This window comes from Planctomicrobium stercoris, assembly GCF_051465655.1.
GTDB lineage: Bacteria > Planctomycetota > Planctomycetia > Planctomycetales > Planctomycetaceae > Planctomicrobium.
This window is the reverse complement of record NZ_CP195791.1, coordinates 2,449,228-2,470,223: the sequence shown is the minus strand read 5'-3', so window position 1 is coordinate 2,470,223 and position 20,996 is coordinate 2,449,228. Positions and strand designations below refer to the sequence as shown.

14 protein-coding genes are annotated in these 20,996 nt (G+C 58.0%); 8 read left to right on the top strand and 6 right to left on the bottom strand.

The window, feature by feature from the left end:
- Nucleotides 1–552: 552 nt before the first annotated feature.
- The 4 genes from SH661x_RS10305 (at nucleotide 553) to SH661x_RS10290 (ending at nucleotide 7,996) form a co-directional block, all read left to right on the top strand.
- Entirely contained in the window at nucleotides 553–2,265 is a 1,713-nt protein-coding gene (locus SH661x_RS10305) for an AMP-binding protein (protein WP_437230623.1), read from the top strand.
- A 69-nt stretch (nucleotides 2,266–2,334) separates the two neighbouring features.
- Complete coding sequence (locus SH661x_RS10300) at nucleotides 2,335–3,627, top strand: thiolase family protein (protein WP_437230621.1); 1,293 nt, start codon at nucleotides 2,335–2,337, stop codon at nucleotides 3,625–3,627.
- A 181-nt stretch (nucleotides 3,628–3,808) separates the two neighbouring features.
- Entirely contained in the window at nucleotides 3,809–5,971 is a 2,163-nt protein-coding gene (locus SH661x_RS10295) for a 3-hydroxyacyl-CoA dehydrogenase NAD-binding domain-containing protein (RefSeq protein WP_437230619.1), read from the top strand.
- 48 nt (nucleotides 5,972–6,019) lie between these two features.
- Complete coding sequence (locus tag SH661x_RS10290) at nucleotides 6,020–7,996, top strand: acyl-CoA dehydrogenase family protein (protein WP_437230617.1); 1,977 nt, start codon at nucleotides 6,020–6,022, stop codon at nucleotides 7,994–7,996.
- Between the two features lie 248 nt (nucleotides 7,997–8,244).
- Here the strand turns inward: SH661x_RS10290 and SH661x_RS10285 are convergent, their stop codons facing one another.
- From SH661x_RS10285 to guaA, 3 genes are all read right to left on the bottom strand, one after another.
- Complete coding sequence (locus SH661x_RS10285) at nucleotides 8,245–8,955, bottom strand: polyprenol monophosphomannose synthase (protein WP_437230615.1); 711 nt, start codon at nucleotides 8,953–8,955, stop codon at nucleotides 8,245–8,247.
- Between the two features lie 44 nt (nucleotides 8,956–8,999).
- On the bottom strand, nucleotides 9,000–10,529 hold the full coding sequence (locus SH661x_RS10280; protein ID WP_437230613.1) for a sugar ABC transporter ATP-binding protein: 1,530 nt from the start codon (nucleotides 10,527–10,529) through the stop codon (nucleotides 9,000–9,002).
- Between the two features lie 252 nt (nucleotides 10,530–10,781).
- On the bottom strand, nucleotides 10,782–12,356 hold the full coding sequence (gene guaA, locus SH661x_RS10275; RefSeq protein ID WP_437231185.1) for a glutamine-hydrolyzing GMP synthase: 1,575 nt from the start codon (nucleotides 12,354–12,356) through the stop codon (nucleotides 10,782–10,784).
- A 265-nt stretch (nucleotides 12,357–12,621) separates the two neighbouring features.
- Between guaA and thiC the strand changes: the two genes are divergently transcribed.
- Both thiC and SH661x_RS10265 read left to right on the top strand, forming a co-directional pair.
- Nucleotides 12,622–14,454: a phosphomethylpyrimidine synthase ThiC gene (gene thiC, locus SH661x_RS10270; RefSeq protein ID WP_437230611.1), complete on the top strand. Its 1,833-nt coding sequence runs from the start codon at nucleotides 12,622–12,624 to the stop codon at nucleotides 14,452–14,454.
- Between the two features lie 120 nt (nucleotides 14,455–14,574).
- On the top strand, nucleotides 14,575–14,829 hold the full coding sequence (locus tag SH661x_RS10265) for a hypothetical protein (RefSeq protein ID WP_437230609.1): 255 nt from the start codon (nucleotides 14,575–14,577) through the stop codon (nucleotides 14,827–14,829).
- On the opposite strand, the gene SH661x_RS10260 is transcribed toward SH661x_RS10265, so the two are convergent.
- Nucleotides 14,826–15,047, bottom strand: coding sequence for a hypothetical protein (locus SH661x_RS10260; RefSeq protein ID WP_437230607.1), 222 nt, complete (start codon nucleotides 15,045–15,047; stop codon nucleotides 14,826–14,828). The two genes, SH661x_RS10265 and SH661x_RS10260, sit on opposite strands and share 4 nt — an antisense overlap.
- A gap of 94 nt (nucleotides 15,048–15,141) precedes the next feature.
- Nucleotides 15,142–16,626 carry a glycerol kinase GlpK gene (glpK, locus tag SH661x_RS10255; RefSeq protein WP_437230605.1) on the bottom strand — a complete coding sequence of 495 codons (1,485 nt, stop codon included), beginning with the start codon at nucleotides 16,624–16,626 and terminating at the stop codon, nucleotides 15,142–15,144.
- 218 nt (nucleotides 16,627–16,844) lie between these two features.
- Between glpK and lpdA the strand changes: the two genes are divergently transcribed.
- On the top strand, nucleotides 16,845–18,269 hold the full coding sequence (lpdA, locus tag SH661x_RS10250) for a dihydrolipoyl dehydrogenase (RefSeq protein ID WP_437230603.1): 1,425 nt from the start codon (nucleotides 16,845–16,847) through the stop codon (nucleotides 18,267–18,269).
- A gap of 57 nt (nucleotides 18,270–18,326) precedes the next feature.
- Here lpdA and SH661x_RS10245 read toward each other — a convergent pair whose 3' ends face one another.
- Nucleotides 18,327–18,521, bottom strand: coding sequence for a carbon storage regulator (locus SH661x_RS10245; protein WP_437230601.1), 195 nt, complete (start codon nucleotides 18,519–18,521; stop codon nucleotides 18,327–18,329).
- A 554-nt stretch (nucleotides 18,522–19,075) separates the two neighbouring features.
- Between SH661x_RS10245 and dnaK the strand changes: the two genes are divergently transcribed.
- Nucleotides 19,076–20,968 (top strand): molecular chaperone DnaK, encoded by a 1,893-nt coding sequence (gene dnaK / locus SH661x_RS10240; protein WP_437230599.1) that lies wholly within the window; start codon nucleotides 19,076–19,078, stop codon nucleotides 20,966–20,968.
- Nucleotides 20,969–20,996 lie beyond the last annotated feature (28 nt).

The following is a 20,996-nucleotide window of genomic DNA, read 5'->3' as shown; positions in this document are numbered from 1 at the left end:
GTGTGCCGCTGCTGACCAGAAACTGGCCGCTGAACAAGCACTTCCGGACATTCCGACACGCTGCTTCTGCGCGTTCTGATGAGCGTTTCTCACGCTGAAATTCTCATTTTCGAAGCACGCTGGCCTGATCCCCGCTGCAGCGGAACAGGCTGCGGACGCGTGTTTCGTCACGATGCCTGACGGAAAGATGAGGCCGGCAGCGGTGTTGCGGCCACGGTCTCCGGCATGCGCGTTGCTTCACCACTTTTGAGTGCAATCCTCACCAATCAATTTTCATCCATGGGAACTTGAAAACTTTGGACGAAACGAACGTTATTCCGTTTGACCACGATGTCGAGGAGCCGAAGAATTGGCACACCAACAGTTGTTTCGCTTCGCTGAACAATTGAAACCCGTTTCGAATGGCCTGAACGTTGTCCTGGGGGATTCACCCGAACCGATTGTTTCAACAATCCACTCAGCGGTCCAAACGAAACAGCTGTCCAAGCCAATCCTGAACATGCGGGAGAATCCCCGCAGGCCTTCCTCGTTTCCAATCCCGGGGAGGCATCCATGTCACAGTTAAATTCCATTCCGGTTGAAGTCGAAGAACGCGATCCGCGTCCGTGGCTGAAACAGTATCCTGTGACGGTCCCGCCCACGCTGCAGTACCCGGCGGAACCGATGCACTGGCTGCTCGAACGGGCCGCGACGAAATGGCCTAACCGGGCAGGGTGCGTCTACTACGAGGACTCGCTGTCGTACACGAAACTCCTCTCACGAGCCCGGCGAATCGCCATGTGGCTTGTGGAAAACGGACTTCAGCCCGGCGACCGGGTCGGAATCCTCCTTCCCAACTGCCCCGATTACATCTTTGCATTGAACGGGATCTGGCTGGCAGGGGGAACCGCAGTGGCCCTGAGTCCACTGTTCGTTCCGGAAGAGGCTGCCGCGTTCGTCAAAGCGACACAGTGCAAGATTGTCATCACACTGGACGTGCTCACTCCGCTGGTCTGCCATGGGGATGATCAGCCCAAGACCGTCATTTATACCTCACTGGGAAACCGTCTGAGTCGCCTTGAAGGACTGGGATACGCCTGGGTCCGCCTGATGCGACTTGGCTTCAAGGGGATCAACCCGAAAGGGAAGAGCATCTCCCTGATCGACGTCACAAAGGCCGGAAAACTCAAGGAAGATGGCTTCGAGCCGCCGAAGGTTCTCCCCTCGGACCGGGCTTACATCCTTCCCACTGGCGGAACAACTTCCGAGCCGAAGGCCGTTTCACTTTCTCACGCGAACCTCATGGCCAATGCCTGGCAGCTGTGCCACTGGGCGGGGAATCATGGCGGAGTCGAAACTCTCCTGTCGATTCTCCCGTTCTTCCACAGCTACGGGCTCTCCACCTGCCTGACGAACGGTGCGGCCCTGGGGGCAACGCTCGTCCTGCATCATCGCTTCCGGACCAATTCAGTGGTGCGGCTGATTGAGAAACATCGTCCGACCGTCTTTCCGACAGTCCCAGCAATGCTTGCAGCGCTCAACCCTGTTCTGGAGAAGAATCCGCTCCCAGCCCTGAAGGAGATGAAAGCGGTTATCTCCGGCGGAGCTGCTTTGCCTAAGACCGTTGCAGAGCGGTTCGCCAATCTCAGCGGTGCCGCTGTCGTGGAAGGATATGGACTCTCGGAAGCCAGTCCCGTCACACACGCTGGCCCACTCGACGGCTCAGCGATCCCAGGCACAATCGGTCTGCCGCTGCCTGACACGGATGCGAAGATCGTTGACGCTGCCACCGGGACGGAAGAACTTCCTCATGGTGAAGTGGGTGAAGTCGTCGTCCGCGGTCCGCAGGTCATGATGGGTTACTGGAATCGCCCCGACGTCACCGCCGACACAATCCGCGACGGATGGCTGCATACCGGAGACCTTGGAACCTGCGACGAGAAAGGATTCTTCCGCATCGTCGACCGGAAAAAAGATCTGATCATTACTTCGGGATTCAACGTTTACCCGGGGGACGTGGAAGAAGTTCTGCGAACCTACCCGGGGATCAAAGACGTCGCGGTCGTGGGAGTTCCGGACGATGAAAAAGGGGAGATCGTCAAGGCAATTATCGTCATGCAGTCCGGCAAGACGTTCAATCATCACGACTTCGATACGTTCAGCCGGAAGCACCTCGCCGCTCACAAACGGCCGCGTATGATTGAGGAAAGCAAACAGGATCTGCCGCGAAACTTTCTCGGCAAAGTCCTTCGACGGGAACTTCGGGAGGCCGGTCCGAGTGCATGAGCGGTTTCGCCACTCACGTGATGTGTGTGGTGAATCGATCAGTGGAATTCAAGTGCGGGAGCAATTGTCATGAAGACCAATCGTCGGACGCTCGTTCCGTTGAAAGTCCTGGGAGGAGTGCGAACCCCGTTTGCGAAAGCGTTCGGAGTGTATGACTCATTGAACGCCGACGCACTGGGGAAAGTCGCCCTCTCTGGAGCACTCGCTTCAGTCCAATTGACCCCGGACAAGGTCGATGAAGTCGTGTTCGGAAACGTGGCCACGCCGGTCCACGCTGCGAATATCTCGCGGGTAATCGCCATCGAGAGCGGGGTGCCGGAGAATCGGCCCGCCCATACCGTCAGTCGCAACTGTGCTTCCGGCATGGAAGCGATTGTCGGGGCCTGGCACGCCATTGATGAAGGCCGGGCCGGAGTCGTCGCTGCCGGCGGCGTCGAATCGATGTCCAACATCCCGTTTCAGTACAGCAAGGAATTCCAGGAATGGATGCTGAATTGGAAGAAGCAGAAAGGTTTCGCCCAGTTCACGCATCTCACAAGTTTTCGCCCGAGCATGCTCAAGCCGGTGATCGCGCTGCAGGTCGGTCTGACCGACCCGACGTGCGGCCTGAACATGGGGGAGACTGCCGAGATTCTGGCGGAAGAGTTCAAGATCTCGCGTGAAGCACAGGATCAGTTCGCACTGGAGAGTCATCTGCGCGTCGCGGCCGCCTGGGATCGGTCGTTCATGAAAGGAGAGACCGTCCCGGTCACCGTGAACGGCAAGACGCTCGATCGTGACAACGGGTATCGAGCCCAGCAGTCGATGGCAGCACTGGCGAAACTGCGACCCGCTTTCAAGAAGGATGGAAGCGTCACTGCCGGCAACAGCTCTCAGCTGACCGACGGGGCCAGCGCCCTGTTAGTCGCATCGGAATCCGAAGCGGTCCGGCTGGGGATTGAACCGATCGGCACGATCCACGCGTATTCGGTCGCGGGTCTGGACCCCAAACGGATGGGGCTCGGCCCGGTGTACGCCATTCACAAGCTCCTTCAGCAGACTGGTCGCACCCTCAGCGACTTTGACCTGTTTGAAATCAACGAAGCCTTTGCGGCACAGGTTCTGGCCTGCCTGGAAGCGATGTCCTCATCGCAATTCTGCAGCCAGCATCTGGGCCGCGAACAGGCCATCGGGCAGATCCCTCGCGATAAACTGAACGTCAACGGGGGTGCCATCGCCCTGGGCCATCCGCTGGGAGCGACCGGCAACCGGCTGATTCTGACCCTCCTTCGGGCTCTGAAAGAGAAAGGGCTCAGGCACGGTCTGGCTGCTCTCTGCATTGGCGGGGGACAGGGGATGGCCTTCTGGGTCGAGCGACACTAGAGCGGTTTTGCAAATAATCTATTACGTTCCGCAGGCGATAATATGGACTTTCATGCGGTGAAAACCTGAATCGCCTGCACATGATAGACCAAACTGGTCTAGCACGGCGAGCGGAGACGTCAGTCTCCCGATCAATGGAACATCAACACAGAGTCGAATTCAGTCAGACGGAGTGAACATCATGCTCAATTTGCAGAATTTCAAAGTCTCCGTGGATGAACGAAAAGTCCTGACAGCCACTCTTGATGTCCCGGGACGCCCCGTCAACGTTTTCGACGACAGCGTCCTCAAAGATCTGTATCAGATTGTCGTCTACGCCCGAGACAACGCACATTCCGGTGTCGAGATGCTGGTCTTCCGTAGTGGGAAGCCGGCCGGATTTCTCGCCGGTGCCGACATTCACCGCCTGCAGAACATCCGCAACGAAGAAGAAGCCGAATGGATTCTGCGTCAGGGGCAGGACCTCTTCAACAGCCTTGAAGAACTCTCCATCCCGACACTCGCCGTCATCCACGGAGCCTGCGTGGGAGGGGGACTCGAGTTCGTCATGTCATGCAGGTATCGGCTCGCGGTGAACGATCCTTCGACCAAACTGGGACTGCCGGAAGTCAAACTCGGACTGATCCCCGCCTGGGGAGGAACGCAGCGACTCCCGAAGAAAGCAGGGCTCATGCAGGCACTGCCGATGATGCTCGAGGGAAAACTCGTCCCCGCTGAGAAGGCCGCCCGCATCGGACTGGTCGATGCAACGATCCCTGCCCACCGAGTCGATGAAGCAGTGAATCGGTTCATCGAAGACCGTCTGGCCGGCAGACCACTGACACGAAAGTCGCGAACCTGGACACAGTGGATCCTGGAAGGGACGGCATTTGGACGGCGCATCGTGATTCGGAAGGCCCGTCAGTCGACCGCCAAACTCTCGCTGCAGTACCCCGCTTTGAAGAAAATCATCGACGTGACGGAAGTCGGACTGGATTCGCCCGAAGTGACTGCTGCCGGACTTCAGGCTGAACGGGAGGCCTTCACCAAACTGCTGCTGGGACCTGTTGCACCGAATCTGATCAACATTTTCATGGATCAGGAGAAGGCTAAGAAGGGGTCGACCTGGACACGGGACGTGGAACCACTGCCGGTCAAGAAGATTGCGGTCATCGGGGCTGGCACCATGGGGGCCGGGATCGCACAGTTGGCCGCGTCACGTGGCTACGATGTGATCCTGCAGGACATCAAAGAAGAGTTCGTGAATCGCGGGATGGACACCATCCGGGGTCTGTTCTCCAAAGCGGTCGAGAAGAAAGCGATGTCGCAGTCCGATGCGGATGAGTCGCTGGCCCGCCTGCAGCCGCGTGTGAACTGGGGACCGAGCGACGACGTTGACCTGATGGTCGAGGCGATTATCGAGCGCCTGGACGTCAAGGAAACCCTGTTCAAGGAAGCGGATGAACGTCTCCCCGCGCGAGCCGTACTGGCTTCGAATACATCGGCATTGCCGGTCAATGAGATGGCAAAGTTCACCAGCCGTCCCGAACACGTTGCCGGCCTGCACTTCTTCAATCCGGTTCACAAGATGCCGCTGGTCGAAGTGGTCCGCGCTCCCGGAACGAGCGATGAAACCATTGCGACGCTGGTCGCCGTTTCGAAGAAACTCGGGAAGGTCCCTATCGTCGTCAGACAGTCGCCCGGCTTTCTGGTCAACCGGATTCTCTTTCCTTATCTGGATGAAGCGGCCCGACTGGCAGTGGAAGGCTATTCCGCCAAAGAAATCGACAAGGCCGCCAAGAAATTCGGAATGCCGATGGGGCCGATCGAACTGCTCGATGTCGTGGGGATCGATGTGGCTCTGGATGTTTCAAAGACCCTTTCTCCGCTGGCCATGCAGGCGACTCCCAGCCCCGAGCTGTTCGAGAAACTGTCACAGGCGGGACACAAAGGGCAGAAGACCGGGCAGGGGTTCTACATCTGGACGGATGGAAAGCGGGGCGAACCCGCGGAACAGCCGCAGGTTCCAAATGCAACACGCCCCCAGCCCGTCGCTGACTGGGTGATTGGAGGAGAAACGTTCGACCATCTGCAGCAGCGCCTCATGCTTTCCATGATCAACGAGGCCCGGAAGTGCCTGGCTGAGCAGGTGGTCCGCGAAGCCTGGATGGTCGATCTGGGGATGGTTCTCGGAACCGGATTCTCACCATTCCGCGGCGGCCCGATGCAGTGCATCCAGCGCTGGGGCGAAGATGAGGTGATCAATCGGTTGAAGCTGCTGCAGCAGACCTACGGGGAACGATTTGAACCGGATATCGAGTCAAAGGGTGAAGCCAATCGGGACTCCGAAAAACTCATGATCTGAAGAGTCCATTCAAGCAACGTTTCAAGCGGGAGGAGTTGCAACATGTCCATGACTACTCGTCCAGAGGAAACCAAAGTGACTCACCACGGCGCCGCACCGTCTTTTGCAGAAACGGCGATGCGACTGGGGGGAAAATCCGAAGACGAAGCCCGGCGAATGGGGGCGGTCGATGCGGCGGATGAACGGGTCGAAGAGATGTTCGATCCCCGTTACCAGACCGCTGCCAGCCCGGTCCATCGTGCGGTGTGGGACACGCTCCCCGCTGACCTGTTCGGATTCGAAACTCCTCCGCAGCCCGCTTCAACCAGAGCAGCCCAGGTGATGGACCGCTCGTATGAAATCGTCCGCAAGCATGTGATGCAGGGGACGATGATTGAGAAATCCAACGGAAAAATCCCCGACAATGTTCTGCAGGAACTGGCGGGTGCCGGCTACTGGGGTCTCCTCGTCGACGAGAAGTATGGCGGGTGCGGGGCTTCGTTTTCTCAGTTCGCTCCGTTCCTGACACGCATTGCCACCGTCGACCCGACGATCGCAGGTCTGGCATCGGTCCACGCCTGCATTGGGGCGGTTGATCCGGTTCAGGCGTTCGGAAATGAAGAACAGAAGCGGCGGTTCCTCCCCCGTCTGGCATCCGGCGAAGCTCTGTCAGCATTCGCATTGACTGAACCGTGTGCCGGTTCCGACCTGACCGCTTTGCGCACCCGGGCTGAAGCGGATGGGGACGATTTCGTCCTCTACGGCGAAAAGCTCTTCATCACCAACATTCGCCCCGGTCGAACGGCCGGCGTGGTCTGTCTGATCCAGAACAAACCTGCGGTTCTGATTGTCGACCTGCCCGCGGAAGAGAACGAACAGTTTCAGTTGAAGAAGTACGGACTTTACGCACTGAAGCACGCGTATAACCAGGGGATCATTTTCAACGGACTGCGCGTCCCGAAAGAAAACCTGCTGGACGCCGGTCGGGGTGATGGCCTGACCATTGCCTACCACGGACTGAACCGAGGGCGGGTCGCGCTGTGTGCGAATGCTTCCGGCACCATGCGGATGATGCTCGCCAACATTCTCCCCTGGGCCCGGTTCCGCGAAACCTACGGCGAAGCGATCGTGAAACGGGAGCTGGTCCGACGCAGAGTTGGTGTGCTCGCTGGACTCATCGTCGCGTGTGACGCCCTCACGCAGTGGACTGCCGGTCTGCTCGACCTGGGGTATCGCGGTGAGATGGAATGCATCATCGCCAAGATCTTCGGAAGCGAATCGCAGAAGGAAGCCACGATAGAACTCTCCATGAAAACTCACGGAGGTCGATCGTTCCTTCACGGCCACTGGTTCGGCGACAACGTGCACGACCTGCTCGCCCCCTGTATTTACGAGGGAGAAGGGGAGATGCTCGGCATGGCCTTCTTCAAATCCCTGATCAAGGAGCACGGGCGAAAGTATTTCGAAGCGATCGGCCAGACGCTGCATGACAAAGGGATCAAGAATCCCAACCTGATGAACCCTGCACATGCCTGGGCACTGCGAGCCCCGCTGATGAACTACAGCAAGTGGCTCATCGGTGAATCGATCGGACTGAAGTTCGCCTCCACGGATGACTCCGTCCTACGGAACGTCCGAGGGATCGATAACGATGATTCGCGGGTCGTGGATCACCTGAAGGGGCACTTCCACTATGCAGCCAGGTTCCTGCGGAATTCCCGGCTGGAAATTTCACAGGTGATGCGGACTTATCAGTTGAAGCTGCCGGATCGTCAGTGCCGGATGGCGGAACTCTCAGCCCGCGTGCAGGCAGCGGTCGTCATGCTGTGTACGTCTCTGTACGGTGCACGGCAGACCAACGCACTCACCCGCGCAGCTGCGGACGTGGCCTGCACACGACTGCGGCATCAGCTGGACGGAAGACGGTACTCGGACGGCGAAATTCGAACCCTCACCAGTCTGGGAGCCAAGATCGCCGAAGGGGGATTCGAACAGATCGCCGGCATCCCCGAAGCAGAGATCCTGATGCCGTACAAGAAGGGTTGAACCACGGAAAGGCACGGAATTCAGATTCGGGAGGGCGACGCTCCTGCGGAGCCGCAGAAATGTTCACGCGATCTGACGTCCGCGGCTCGGCAGGAGCCTCGTCCTCCCACCAACATGTTCTCAGTTCTGAAACCGCGAATCGAATGAATGGAGCGAATGTTTTCGGCTTCATTCGTTCGATTCGATTGATTCTCAACTCTTCTCCGTGCCTCTGTGTCTCCGTGGTGAACCAGTCATCTCTGCAGAACTTACCCACGCAGACGAAGCTGCAGGAGCACCCAGCCGGCCGAGACCGCTTCCTTCCAGTGCAGCTTGGTCTCACCGAATTTGCGATCTTCAAACGAAATGGGAACTTCGACCATCGTCGCCTGCTTCTGTTTCAGGCGGAACAGGATCTCTTCTTCGATCGCGTAGCCGCTTGCGCGTGTTTTGGACCAGTCGACTTCCTTGAGCTTACTGACGCGATAACAACGGAAGCTGCCGCTGTTGTCACGAGTTCTCAGCCCGAGCATCGTCCGGGCGTAGACGTTCAGACTCAGGCTCATCAGCTGCCGCGTCAATCCCCAGTCGTTCACCGTTCCGCCGGAGACATATCGTGATCCGATCACCACATCGAACCCGGGAGCCTGTGCCAGCAGGTCAGGAATGAACCGGGGTGGATGTGACCAGTCCGCATCGAGATTGACCAGATAATCGAATCCCTGTTCGATTCCATAACGGAAGGCAGCCACGGTGGCGGTTCCCAGTCCCATTTTGCGGGGCCGATGCAGAACATGGATAGACGGATCTTGCGAGGAGAGCTCATCCACATACGCCCCGGTGCCGTCCGGGGAGTTGTCGTCAATCACCAGAATCTCGCAATGCGGGACCTGCTTTTGAATTTCCGGCAGCAGCGTCTCCAGGTTCTCCCGTTCGTTGTACGTGCAGATTGTGATGAGAATTCGGGGCTGGTCTTGCATGCGGGTGGGTCGTTGGGTGGATCGGCGGGGAAGGTTCGGAAAGTCTACGCTTGCTGCAGGGCCATCGTGGAGGTCTGAGTGGCCAGTTCCATGATCCGTTCTTCGGAAAACTCACCACGTTTCAGTTCTCCGGTGAGCCGTCCTTCGCACAGCACCAGAATCCGATCGCACAGGGTGATCAGCTCCGGAAGCTCGCTGGAGGTGACGATGATCGACAGTCCCGAGCGGCAGAGTCGATCGATCAGCTGATACAGTTCAGCCTTGGCTCCCACGTCGATCCCCCGGGTTGGATCGTCGAGAAGAAGTACCTTCGGATTCGTTTTCAGCCAGCGGGCGATGATGCATTTCTGCTGATTGCCGCCTGACAGGCTGAGAATGGAAGACTCCACATTGGCCGTCTTCACGCCCAGTTCCGCCACAGCGTCTTCCGCCTGCGACCGTTCCTTCGCGGCGCTGACAACAACGCCGGACACCGCTTTCTCAAGGGTACACAGCGTGATGTTTTCCCGGACCGACATCTGTGAGATCAGCCCCAGTCGCTTCCGATCCTCGGAGACCATGGCAAACCCAGCCGTCTTGGCATCGGCGGGATGCTGAAAGGAGACAGCCTCTCCGTCGAGACGAATCTCACCTTCAACAGGCTCTGTGGTCGCACCGAACAGACATTCGAGCAGCTCGGTTCTGCCCGCCCCCATCAGTCCAGCAAAACCAATCACTTCCCCACGCCGAAGTTCGAAAGAGATGTTCTCGAGCCGCCATTGACGGGCATGACCGGGCCACCGCAGACTGAGATTGCGAACGTCCAGCAGCACTGGACCTGGCTCTCGTCCTGCCCCCAGATGGGTGTTTTCGATCTCACGGCCGACCATCAGATGCGTGATCTGCTGTGGACTTGTCTGGGCACGGTCCACCGTTTTGACATGCTTCCCATCGCGGAGCACCGTGATCCGGTCGGACAGCCGAAACACCTCTTCCATCTTGTGAGAGATATACAGGATGGTCGCTCCGCGCGCCCGAAGCGTCTCAATCACCCGGAACAGGCGTTCCACTTCGGCTTCGGTCAGGGCACTGGTCGGCTCATCCATGATGAGGATGCTCGACTTCAGCGACAGCGCCTTGGCGATCTCGACCAGCTGCTGATCGCCCACTCGCAGCTCCTTCACCCGGGTGGCGGGGTGAATCGGACAGCCGAGCTGCTTAAAGAGTTCTTCCGCAGCAGCATGCATGGCACGTTCGTTGAGAAACGGGCCGGAGTGCACTTCTCGACCGAGGAAGATATTCGCAGCGACGCTCAATTCCTCGACCAGATTCAGTTCCTGATGGATGATGCTGATCCCGGCAGCCTCAGCCTCCTTCGTCCCCTGAAACCTGGCACGCTCCCCATTGACGTAAATCTCCCCTTCGTACTCCGGCAGAACCCCGGAAAGGATCTTCATCAACGTGCTTTTGCCGGCACCGTTCTCCCCGCAAATGGAATGAAACTCTCCGGGCCGGACATCGAACGACACGTCCTGCAGAGCAGCCACGCCGGCAAAACGCTTCGAAACCTGCCTGATGTCGATGATGGGAGTCATGGCACATCCCGTCTAGAAGCTGAGGAGCCCAGAGTCGAGAGACAAGAGTCCTGAGCATTCAGGTTAGAGCGGTTTTGCAAATAATCTATTACGTTCCGCAGGCGATAATATGGACTTTCATGCGGTGAAAACCCTGAATCGCCTGCCATGATAGACCAAACTGGTCTAGAGAGACTGACAATGGATTTCAGATCGCGTTTGCTGCCTCAGTTTCTGGCTCTGGACACAGGACTCTCAACTCTCGACTGATCGTCATTCCCATTCAATCGTGCTGGGCGGCTTGGAGCTGATGTCGTAAACGACGCGGTTCACCCCCCGGACAGTATTGATGATCTTTGTCGACACCCGCTGCAGCAAGTCATACGGGAGTTTCGACCAGTCGGCGGTCATGAAGTTGTCTGTGTCCACCGAACGCAGGGCGATCACGTCTTCATAGGTCCGGGCATCTCCCATGACACCCACGGTCTGCAGCGGCAGCAGCACCGCGAAGGCCTGCTGCACCTTGCGGTACGTTCCCGATTCGTGAAGTTCTTCGGTGAAGACGGCATCGGCTTCCCGCAGCGTTTCCAGTCGGGTTTTGGTGATCTCACCCAGGCAGCGCACGGCGAGTCCCGGTCCGGGAAACGGATGCCGCCAGACGATGGCATCGGGAAGCCCCAGTTCCTGCCCCATGCGTCGCACTTCATCTTTGAAGAGCATCCGCAGGGGTTCGATCAGTTCGAATCCCAATTCTTCCGGCAGTCCGCCGACGTTGTGGTGATATTTGATCGTGGCAGCCGGACCGTCCGGATTGGCCCCCGACTCGATGACGTCCGGATACAGAGTTCCCTGCGCCAGGAAGCGTGCATCTTCAATCGAGCGTGATTCGTCCTTGAAAACGTCAATGAACGTCTTGCCGATGATCTTGCGTTTGGTCTGAGGTTCCGTCACCCCGGCCAGTGCATCCAGAAACAGCTTCTCCGCATCGACGACACGCAGGTCGGTCTTGAAGTGCTCGCTGAATTCGTATTGAACCTGCTCACGCTCCCCTTTGCGGAGCATGCCGTTGTCGACAAAGATGCAGGTCAGCTGCGAACCGATCGCCTTATAGAGCAGTGCGGCCGCAACCGAGGAATCGACACCGCCCGAGAGCCCGCAGATCACGCGGCTTTTGCCGACCCGTTCCCGGATCTCTTCCGCCTGCTGTTCGATGAAGGATGAGATTTTCCAGGTTCCGGTGCAGCCGCAGATGTTGCGAATGAAGTTCCCGAGCAGATGCTCGCCATGCTGCGTATGGGAAACTTCCGGGTGAAACTGCAGTCCGAAAATCGGCTTTGTCCGGTGTCGGATCGCCGCGTTCGGACAGTCCTTCGTCTTCGCGATGACCACAAACTGATCATCCAGATTTTCGACGCGGTCCCCGTGACTCATCCAGGTGGTGAACGTCTTGGGCAACCCTTTGAACAGGGCGTTGTCGGTTTCGCTGTGCATTTCGGTATGGCCGAACTCACGCGACTTGCCCGGCTTGACTTCGCACCCCAGAGCTCGACAGGTCACCTGCATCCCGTAGCAGATTCCCAGCACCGGAATTCCGAGGCTGAAGATCTCCGGGTCCAACTGCGGGGCACCGGGAGCGTAGCAGCTGGCGGGGCCCCCCGAGAGAATGAGCCCTTTGGGGTTGATCTCACGGATTCGCTCCGCACTCAGGTCGTGTCGCACCAGCTGGCAGAAGACCTGTTGATCCCGGACTCTGCGTGCGATGAGCTGCGCGGTCTGGGAACCAAAATCGAGAACGAGGATCGTCTCCTGCTGAACGTCAGCAGAAGGGGGGGTGGCCACGGACGTCATAGAATTAACCAGATGCTCGAAAAATGGGGAACGGGGCATTGTAACTGCGTCTCGACAACACGCAACGGGTCCAGCCATGTCCCCCGGTCAACCGGCAGACTTTCCCCAGATCCCCAAGCCGGCCCACGGGAAGATGTCCTCCGCTTTTGCCACTCAGGGCCTGTGGGGGATAGACGCTCTTCGACAGGGGCGATACGATAAAACATTCCATTTTCAACGCACTCCAAAATCACACCGCCTTTCCAGCGGAAGGGATTTCTGCAGCATGAATTACGAATTGCCTGAACTCGGCCAGAACCCGTCCTCGACCGCAGCGGGCACCAGCCCCGGCAGCTTCGCCAAAAAACCACAAATCGCTCCCGGTGTCGAGGGACGCTGGACGTTCGCCTCTCCCGACACCCCGGGAATGCCCGAGCCCTCCGATAAAACCGCCTGGGATTTTCTCCCCGAAGGATGGGCGACATTCGAGGGAACTGAAGGCGCAGCCGCGCCCCTTGGCACTCAACACTCAACGACCTTCACGCAGTCCAACGGCGTGCAGCGGACCGTGTTTTACCCCGCCGGCTTCGAACCGAGCACCCAGTTGGAGTACGCTCGACTGGGGACAATTACCCCGCAAATGAGCCGGGTGGCCGAGCGGGAAGGGCATCTCACCCCCGAACAGGTTCGCGATGAAGTCGCTGCAGGGCGAATGGTCATCCCGGCCAACAAGGTCCACTTGAGCTACCAGCTCGACCCCATGGCCATCGGCCGGGCATCGAAGACGAAGATCAACGCCAACATGGGGGCGTCTCCCGTTTCGTCCGGGACCGATGAAGAAGTGGTCAAGCTGAAGTGGGCAGAACGCTGGGGCGCGGACACCGTCATGGACCTGTCCACCGGCGGCAACATCAATGAATGTCGGGCTGCGATTGTTCAGAACAGCACGGTCCCCATCGGAACGGTCCCTATCTATTCCATGATCATCGGCCGCAAGCTGTATGACCTGAACGCCGAAGTGATTCTCAATTCCCTGCGAGCGCAGGCGGAGCAGGGGGTCGACTACTTCACCATTCACGCCGGGGTGCTCAAAGAACATCTGGCCGACGTCAAGAATCGCCTGATCGGAATCGTTTCGCGAGGCGGTTCTCTGCTGGCCAAGTGGATGATCGATCACGGCGAGCAGAACCCGATGTACACGTTGTGGGAAGACATCTGCGACATCATGCGGGAATTTGACGTCACGTTCTCCATTGGCGACGGGCTGCGACCAGGCGGACTGGCCGATGCGACGGACCGCGCTCAGCTGGCCGAACTCAGTACGCTGGGCGAACTGACAGAACGTGCCTGGCGAAAAGGGGTGCAGGTCATGATCGAAGGACCGGGACACGTCCCGTTCGATCAGATCGAATACAACATGAAGCTTCAGCGGAAGCTCTGTCACGGAGCACCGTTCTACGTGCTCGGACCGCTGGTGACCGACATGTTCCCCGGCTATGACCATATCACCAGCTGCATCGGCGCCACCGCTGCGGGATATCACGGGGCGAGCATGCTCTGCTACGTGACACCGAAGGAGCATCTCGGACTGCCGAAGAAAGACGACGTGAAGCAGGGATGCGTGGCCTACAAGATCGCGGCCCACGCTGCTGACGTCGCTTTGGGAATTCCGGGATCACGCGACCGTGACGATGAACTGACCAAAGCCCGCGCTGCCCTGAACTGGCAGAAGCACTTCGACCTGAGCTTCGATCCCGATCTCGCCCGCGCCTATCACGATGAAGATCTGGACGTCGACACCGACTTCTGCGCCATGTGCGGACACGATTGGTGCAGCGTCCGCATCAGCAAGGAAATCGTCGAGTTCGCATCCGGCAAAGATGCCGAATTCAAATGGGACAAGGCGAAAGTCTCTTCCGCTCTGACAGCAGAACAGAAAGAAATCCTCGAAAAACGGGGCGTGCTTTCCCCGGAAGAGATTCACAAGCTCGCCAGCAAAACCAAGAAGGCCGTCGGAGCCGACGCCGGCAAAGCCAACTGCCACAGCGACTACGTGGACGCCGACACGGCAAAGACCTTGCAGAAAGACGTCACACTCGTCGAATTACAGACGCGATGAGACTTTGAGTCGCGAAGGAGTTCCCGGCCACGCAGTGGCCGGGCTTCGGTGAAGTTTTATTTTGTTCCGTGAGAAGCCCGGCGATCGCATCGCCGGGAAACTTTAGATTCCGCTTAAATCATGAGTGCGAATCCAAACGAACTTGTCTGGTTTCATGTCACGTTAACCACATACGGGGCATGGTTGCCGGGCGATCCCCGTGGCTTCCGGACCCGGCATCATCGAGAGCACGTCGAAGGGGACTATCGCGATCCCCCTCCCGCAGGAAAATATGAGGGATTGCATCGAGCGTCCGAGCGACTACTGAAGTCTACCCCAACCGTATTCTCCCGTGCTGATCGGACAACGTCTGCCGTCTTCTTCATGAACGTTTAGTGAGCGTTGACGTCATCCCCGCTGCAATTGCCGTTGCAGGGCAACATGCTCATCTGCTGCTCAAAGATTTCAGCAATTTGATTGACATACATATTGAGACGGTGAAAAGGCATGTGACCTTCAGTCTCAAAGGTCAGGGCTGGCACGGGAAGGTTTGGGCATCCGGAAAGCATGTGCGACGGATCAAAGATCGCGCACACCAACTGAACGTCTTTCATTACATTTTGCGGCATAAAGCCGATGGGGCAGCCGTCTGGAGACCTCCGTCAAAACCTTGACGACGTCCATTTGTCTCGCAAACCGAGCCGGGGCTCACTCAACCCAGCCGCGTGAGCGTTCCACCGCGCGTTTCCAGTCCCGTGAAAGCTTTTCGCGTTCTTCACTCTTCATCTGCGGTGTGAATTCCCGGTCCAGAGCCCAGTGGCTGGAGAGTTCCTGCTGGTCTTTCCAGACTCCGGTGGCCAGCCCCGCCAGATAGGCGGCCCCCAGCGCGGTTGTCTCCTGCACTCGCGGCCTCTGCACCGACACATTCAACAGATCCGCCTGGAACTGCAGCATGGAGTTGTTAACGCTCGCTCCTCCATCCACCTTCAGTGCATGCAGGGGAATGCCGGAGTCCTGCTGCATCGTCTCCAGCACATCCATCGACTGGTATGCCATCGACTCCACTGCAGCCCGGGCGATGTGGGCCTGCGTCGTTCCGCGCGTGATCCCGACGATCGTGCCGCGAGCACTCGAGTCCCAATAGGGAGTTCCAAGCCCGACAAATGCCGGAACAAAGAAGACTCCCCCTGTGTCTTCCACAGAGAGCTGAAGTGTCTCGATCTCGTCGGATCGCTGAATGATCTTCAGCCCATCTCGCAGCCATTGCACGGCTGCCCCCGCAATGAAGACCGACCCCTCCAGGCAGTAAGTGGTCTTCTCTCCAATCTTCCAGCCGATGGTGGTCAGGAGCCCGTGTTGTGAAAGTCGCGGCTTTTCACCGATGTTCATCAGCATAAAACAGCCGGTGCCGTAGGTATTTTTCGCATCTCCCGGCTGATAGCAGGCCTGACCGAATGTCGCTGCCTGCTGGTCACCGATCGCGCTGGCGATGGGAATCGAACGTCCGAAGAACTCTGATTCCGTCTCGCCAATCACACCACTGGACGGAACGATCTCCGGCAGAATTTCTCTGGGCACATTGAAGAGTTTGAGAAGTTCATCATCCCACTGGAGCGTATGAATATTCAGCAGCTGCGTCCGGCTGGCGTTGCTCACATCGGTGGCGTGTACCCGCCCACCCGTGAGGCGGGAGATGAGAAATGTATCAATCGTGCCGCACTGGATCTCGCCTTTCATGGCCCTGTCCCGCAGGCCCGGGGTCCGGTCAAGCAGATACTCGATCTTCGATGCCGAGAAATACGGATCGATCACCAGTCCCGTTTTCTGCTGGATGAGATCCGCGCAGCCGTCCGATTTCAGTTTTTCACAGCGGGGCGCAGTCACCCGGCTTTGCCAGACGATCGCATTGGCAACCGGTCGGCCTGTTGATTTCTCCCAGAGGACAACCGTCTCCCGCTGGTTGGTGATGCCAATGGCTTTTACGTCCGCTGGATCGCCTGCCCGTTGGAAAACCTGCTGAGCCGTTTCGAGCTGCGTTTTCCAAATCGATTCCGGATTGTGCTCCACATGTCCGGGGTGAGGGTAAATCTGGTCGAATTCCTGCTGGGCGACCTGAACCGGGAGCCCGTCACTGCTGAAAAGAATGGACCGGCTGGAAGTCGTCCCCTGATCGAAAGCGAGAATGGAAGGCATATCGGCGCTGTCTGATGGAAACAAAATCGGAATGTCAGGATGCATCCTGCGCACTGACCGGTTGATTCGCAAGACGTCCGCAGTTGAAGTCGGCATGTTTTGACGCCGAACCCAGGGAAATATCGCCAAAAAGCGGTCATAAGCCCTCAATGCTTCCGCAAGGTGACGCGATTCCCTATTGTTTGAAACATCAGACAATTCATTCAGGAAGCTCGAACATGGCAAATGATGTGACACATGCGGAAGTGGTGGTTCTCGGGGGCGGGCCCGGCGGGTATCCGGCAGCCTTCGATGCAGCAGACCACGGAAAAAAGGTGGTTTTGATCGATCAGGACCCGCAACCGGGCGGCGTCTGCCTCAACCGCGGCTGCATCCCCTCGAAGGCATTGCTGCACATTGCCAAGCTGATTCACGAAGCACACGAATCCAAAGACTGGGGGGTCACCTTCAGCGAGCCCGAAATCAACCTGGACAAGGTTCGCGACTTTAAGTCCTCGGTTGTGGGGAAATTGACCGGGGGAATTCGCCAGCTGTGCGAAGCTCGCGGCGTGAAGCTCATTCAGGCACGGGGGAAGTTCGAAAACTCTTCCACGCTGAACCTGGAACATGCCGACGGCACGACCAGCAAGCTGACCTTCGATACCTGTATCGTGGCAGTCGGTTCCCGCCCGGCGTTTCCGAAGATGTTTGACCTGGGCGACGACCGGATTATGGACTCGACCGGAGCCCTCAATCTTCCGGAGATCCCGGAAAGTCTGCTGGTCATCGGCGGTGGATATATCGGGCTGGAGATGGGCTCTGTGTATGCCGCACTAGGCTCCCAGGTGACCGTTGTGGAAATGCTTCCGGACATTCTGATGGGGGCAGACCGCGATCTGGCAAACCCGCTGAAGAAGCGGCTTCAAAGCCAATTCAAGGCGATCTTCACCAACACCAAGGTGAAATCCCTGAAATCGTCACCCGAAGGGATTATCGCCGAGCTCGAAGGGGAGGGAGTCACATCCCCTCAGACCTTCAGCCGCGTTCTCATTTCCGTCGGTCGGATTCCGAACGGCCTGGGAATTGGCCTCGAAAACACCAAGGTCAAAGTGTCCGAGCGAGGGTTCATTGAAGTCGACCGCTCGATGCGGACCGCCGATCCGAAGATCATGGCGATCGGCGACGTCGCCGGCGAACCGATGCTCGCCCACAAGGCGACTCGCGAAGCCAAAGTGGCTGTCGAAGTGCTGATGGGAGAGCCCGCCGAGTTCGACAACGTGGCGATTCCCGCTGTCGTCTTCACCGATCCCGAAGTGGCCTGGTGCGGCCTGACCGAGACCCAGGCCAAGGAGCGTGGGCAGAAGGTTCAGGTCGTGAAATTCCCCTGGGCAGCGTCCGGCCGTGCCCAGACGATCGCTCGTACCGAAGGCCTCACAAAACTGATTATCGATCCGGACACCGAGCGCGTGCTCGGAGTGGGCATTGTCGGCCCGGGAGCCGGTGAGCTGATCGCTGAAGGTGTGCTGGCTGTCGAAACGGCCATGGTCGCACGCGATCTGGCAGAAAGCATCCACGCTCACCCGACGCTGTCGGAGACTGTGATGGAGTCCGCCGAATCCGTTTTCGGACAGGCGACTCACAAATATGCTCCGAAGCGAAAGTAGCCACGTCCACGCTGACATCCGGTGGTCATTCCGCCGGATGTCACAACACATTCTGGACTATCTGGCACATGCTGGTGTCGGCGCAAACCGTTCCACTCGCTGTGGATCGGTAATTTCTTCGCGCCGCACGGGGCACTCGCGGGGAGCATCGACGCAGATCTTGACTCGGCTTCCGGAGACCGTAGATACGGTGATGCGGATGCCGTCGCCAATCAGGATGCTTTCCCCTTTTTTGCGTGTCAGAACAAGCATTTTTTTCCTCCTTGAAAAGATCTTGCGGTCCAAACCTCGGACCCGGGTAAACACCTACTCTCAATACTAGGCCTGCAATTAGCAGGATTTGCGCCTTTTTTGAAAAAATCTTGAAATTCATTCAAGTCGCAAGGATTTCGTAGCATAGGGAAGGCAGACTAGTCAGGACTTGTCGTTCAAACAGCACTCAGACTGCGTGATTTGCTGTCAGCGGGTGGAAATATGTTGCAAAATGCAACAACCCACCTCACCCGGTCTTTGGTAGTGAAAGCAACCCGAGTAGCCCCTCGGAAAGCACTCGACAGGGCCTGCCAAAAACGGCGCCAGAGATCAACTGCAATTTTGACAGCCCGAAGGGGCAGGTGAGACGGGACCCTGAGTGCCACTTTGGCGGCGTCACTCCCGCTCGAAGTCGTAGGCAACTGAGAAAACGCGGTGTTTTTCGGCTGATCTCGGTTCTTGGACTTTTGGCGCACGGTTTGCCATACGCGTGAGAGGCATCATTCGGATGCGTCTTTAAGACAATATGAAAGTGACTGGCGGGGGAGCAACATATGGCTGTTTCTGAAAAAATTATCGGCATCGACCTCGGAACGACGAACTCTGTCGTCTCCGTCATGGAAGGTGGCGAAGTGAAGGTGATTGCCAACCAGGAAGGGGCACGAACCACCCCCAGCGTTGTCGCCTTCAACGATAAGGGAGATGTTCTTGTCGGGGAGCCTGCGAAACGACAGGCTGTGACCAACCCCGAGAACACGATTTACTCCATCAAGCGGTTCATGGGACGTCGCCACGACGAAGTGGTCGCCGAAGAGAAGATCGTCCCGTACAAGGTGGTCGGCGGTAAAACCGATTACGTGAAAGTGGACGTCAAAGGGAAGCAGTATACGCCTCCCGAAATCTCCGCCCACGTTCTGACCAAGCTCAAGGACGCTGCGGAAAGCTACCTGGGTCACCGCGTCAATAAAGCAGTGATCACGGTCCCGGCGTACTTCAACGACGCTCAGCGACAGGCCACCAAAGATGCCGGGCAGATTGCCGGCCTCGACGTCGCCCGGATCATCAACGAACCGACGGCCGCAGCTCTTGCATACGGCCTTGAGAAGAAGAAAGACGAAAAGATCGTCGTCTTCGACCTCGGGGGAGGAACGTTCGACGTTTCCGTGCTGGAAGTCGAAACCGGATCCGTCGAAGTGCTCTCGACCAACGGGGATACTCACCTGGGTGGAGACGACTTCGATGAGAAGCTGATCAACTTCGTGGCTGACGAATTCGAGAAAGAGCAGAAAATCGACCTGCGCAAGCAGCCGATGGCTCTGCAGCGTCTGCGCGAAGCCTGCGAAAAGGCCAAGAAAGAACTCTCCTCGCTGCAAAGCACGGAGATCAATCTGCCGTTCATCTACGAAGCCAAGCACCTGCAGCTGACCATCAGCCGGTCCCAGTTCGAACGACTGATCGACCCACTGGTCGAACGTTGCCGCAAGCCTGTGGAGCAGGCTCTCAAGGATGCGAAACTGTCGACGAAAGACATTGACGAAGTGGTGCTGGTCGGGGGATCGACCCGCGTTCCGCTGGTGCAGGAACTGGTGAAGAAACTCTTCAACGGGAAAGAGCCTCACAAGGGAGTCAACCCGGACGAAGTGGTTTCTGTCGGTGCTGCGATCCAGGGTGCGATTATCGCCGGGGACGTCAAAGACGTGGTGCTGCTCGACGTGACACCGCTCTCCCTGGGGATCGAAACCGAAGGGGGCGTGATGACGACCCTCATCGAGCGCAACACGACAATTCCTGTGACCAAGGCCGAGACCTTCTCCACAGCTGCCGACAACCAGACAGCTGTGACGGTCCGCGTCTTCCAGGGCGAACGTCCGATGGCCAGCGACAACCGTCTGCTCGACCAGTTCAATCTGGAAGGGCTGCCGCCGGCACCGCGAGGAATTCCTCAGATCGAAGTCGCTTTCGATATCGACGTGAACGGAATTCTGAGCGTCTCGGCAAAGGACAAGTCGTCGGGTAAGCAGCACAAGGTAACGATTCAGCAGTCCAGCGGTCTTTCCGAAAGCGAAATCGAAAAGATGCGGAAGGACGCCGAGTCGCACGCTGAAGAAGACAAGAAGCGTCGGGAACTGGCGGAAGTCCGCAACAAGGCCGGCAACTTCGTCTATCAGACTGAGAAGACACTCAAAGAGCATGCTGACAAGCTGGATGATGCCTCCAAGGCAGCCATCGAGTCGGCCATGCAGAAGGTTCGCGATGCGGAGAAGGGGGACGATCTGCCCGCCCTGAAGTCCGCCCTCGAAAACCTCGAGCAGGCCACACACGCTCTGAGCAAGCACATCTACGAAGCCGCCAATCAGGCTCAGGCCAGTGCAGCTCCGGATGCAGCCGCCGGCGGCAAGTCGGGGGATGACGATGTGATCGACGCGGAATTCGAAACCAAGTCGTAATCGTCGCGAGTGTTGAGTAAATAGGTGT

Bases quoted from the DNA above. Each gene is read 5' to 3' on its own strand.
- glpK (WP_437230605.1), bottom strand. From the start codon at position 16,626: ATGCCTTCCATTCTCGCTTTCGATCAGGGGACGACTTCCAGCCGGTCC.
- SH661x_RS10285 (WP_437230615.1), bottom strand. From the start codon at position 8,955: ATGCAAGACCAGCCCCGAATTCTCATCACAATCTGCACGTACAACGAA.
- SH661x_RS10300 (WP_437230621.1), top strand. From the start codon at position 2,335: ATGAAGACCAATCGTCGGACGCTCGTTCCGTTGAAAGTCCTGGGAGGA.
- guaA (WP_437231185.1), bottom strand. From the start codon at position 12,356: ATGACGTCCGTGGCCACCCCCCCTTCTGCTGACGTTCAGCAGGAGACG.
- dnaK (WP_437230599.1), top strand. From the start codon at position 19,076: ATGGCTGTTTCTGAAAAAATTATCGGCATCGACCTCGGAACGACGAAC.
- SH661x_RS10260 (WP_437230607.1), bottom strand. From the start codon at position 15,047: ATGAAAGACGTTCAGTTGGTGTGCGCGATCTTTGATCCGTCGCACATG.
- SH661x_RS10280 (WP_437230613.1), bottom strand. From the start codon at position 10,529: ATGACTCCCATCATCGACATCAGGCAGGTTTCGAAGCGTTTTGCCGGC.
- lpdA (WP_437230603.1), top strand. From the start codon at position 16,845: ATGGCAAATGATGTGACACATGCGGAAGTGGTGGTTCTCGGGGGCGGG.
- SH661x_RS10295 (WP_437230619.1), top strand. From the start codon at position 3,809: ATGCTCAATTTGCAGAATTTCAAAGTCTCCGTGGATGAACGAAAAGTC.
- SH661x_RS10305 (WP_437230623.1), top strand. From the start codon at position 553: ATGTCACAGTTAAATTCCATTCCGGTTGAAGTCGAAGAACGCGATCCG.
- SH661x_RS10265 (WP_437230609.1), top strand. From the start codon at position 14,575: ATGAGTGCGAATCCAAACGAACTTGTCTGGTTTCATGTCACGTTAACC.
- thiC (WP_437230611.1), top strand. From the start codon at position 12,622: ATGAATTACGAATTGCCTGAACTCGGCCAGAACCCGTCCTCGACCGCA.
- SH661x_RS10290 (WP_437230617.1), top strand. From the start codon at position 6,020: ATGACTACTCGTCCAGAGGAAACCAAAGTGACTCACCACGGCGCCGCA.
- SH661x_RS10245 (WP_437230601.1), bottom strand. From the start codon at position 18,521: ATGCTTGTTCTGACACGCAAAAAAGGGGAAAGCATCCTGATTGGCGAC.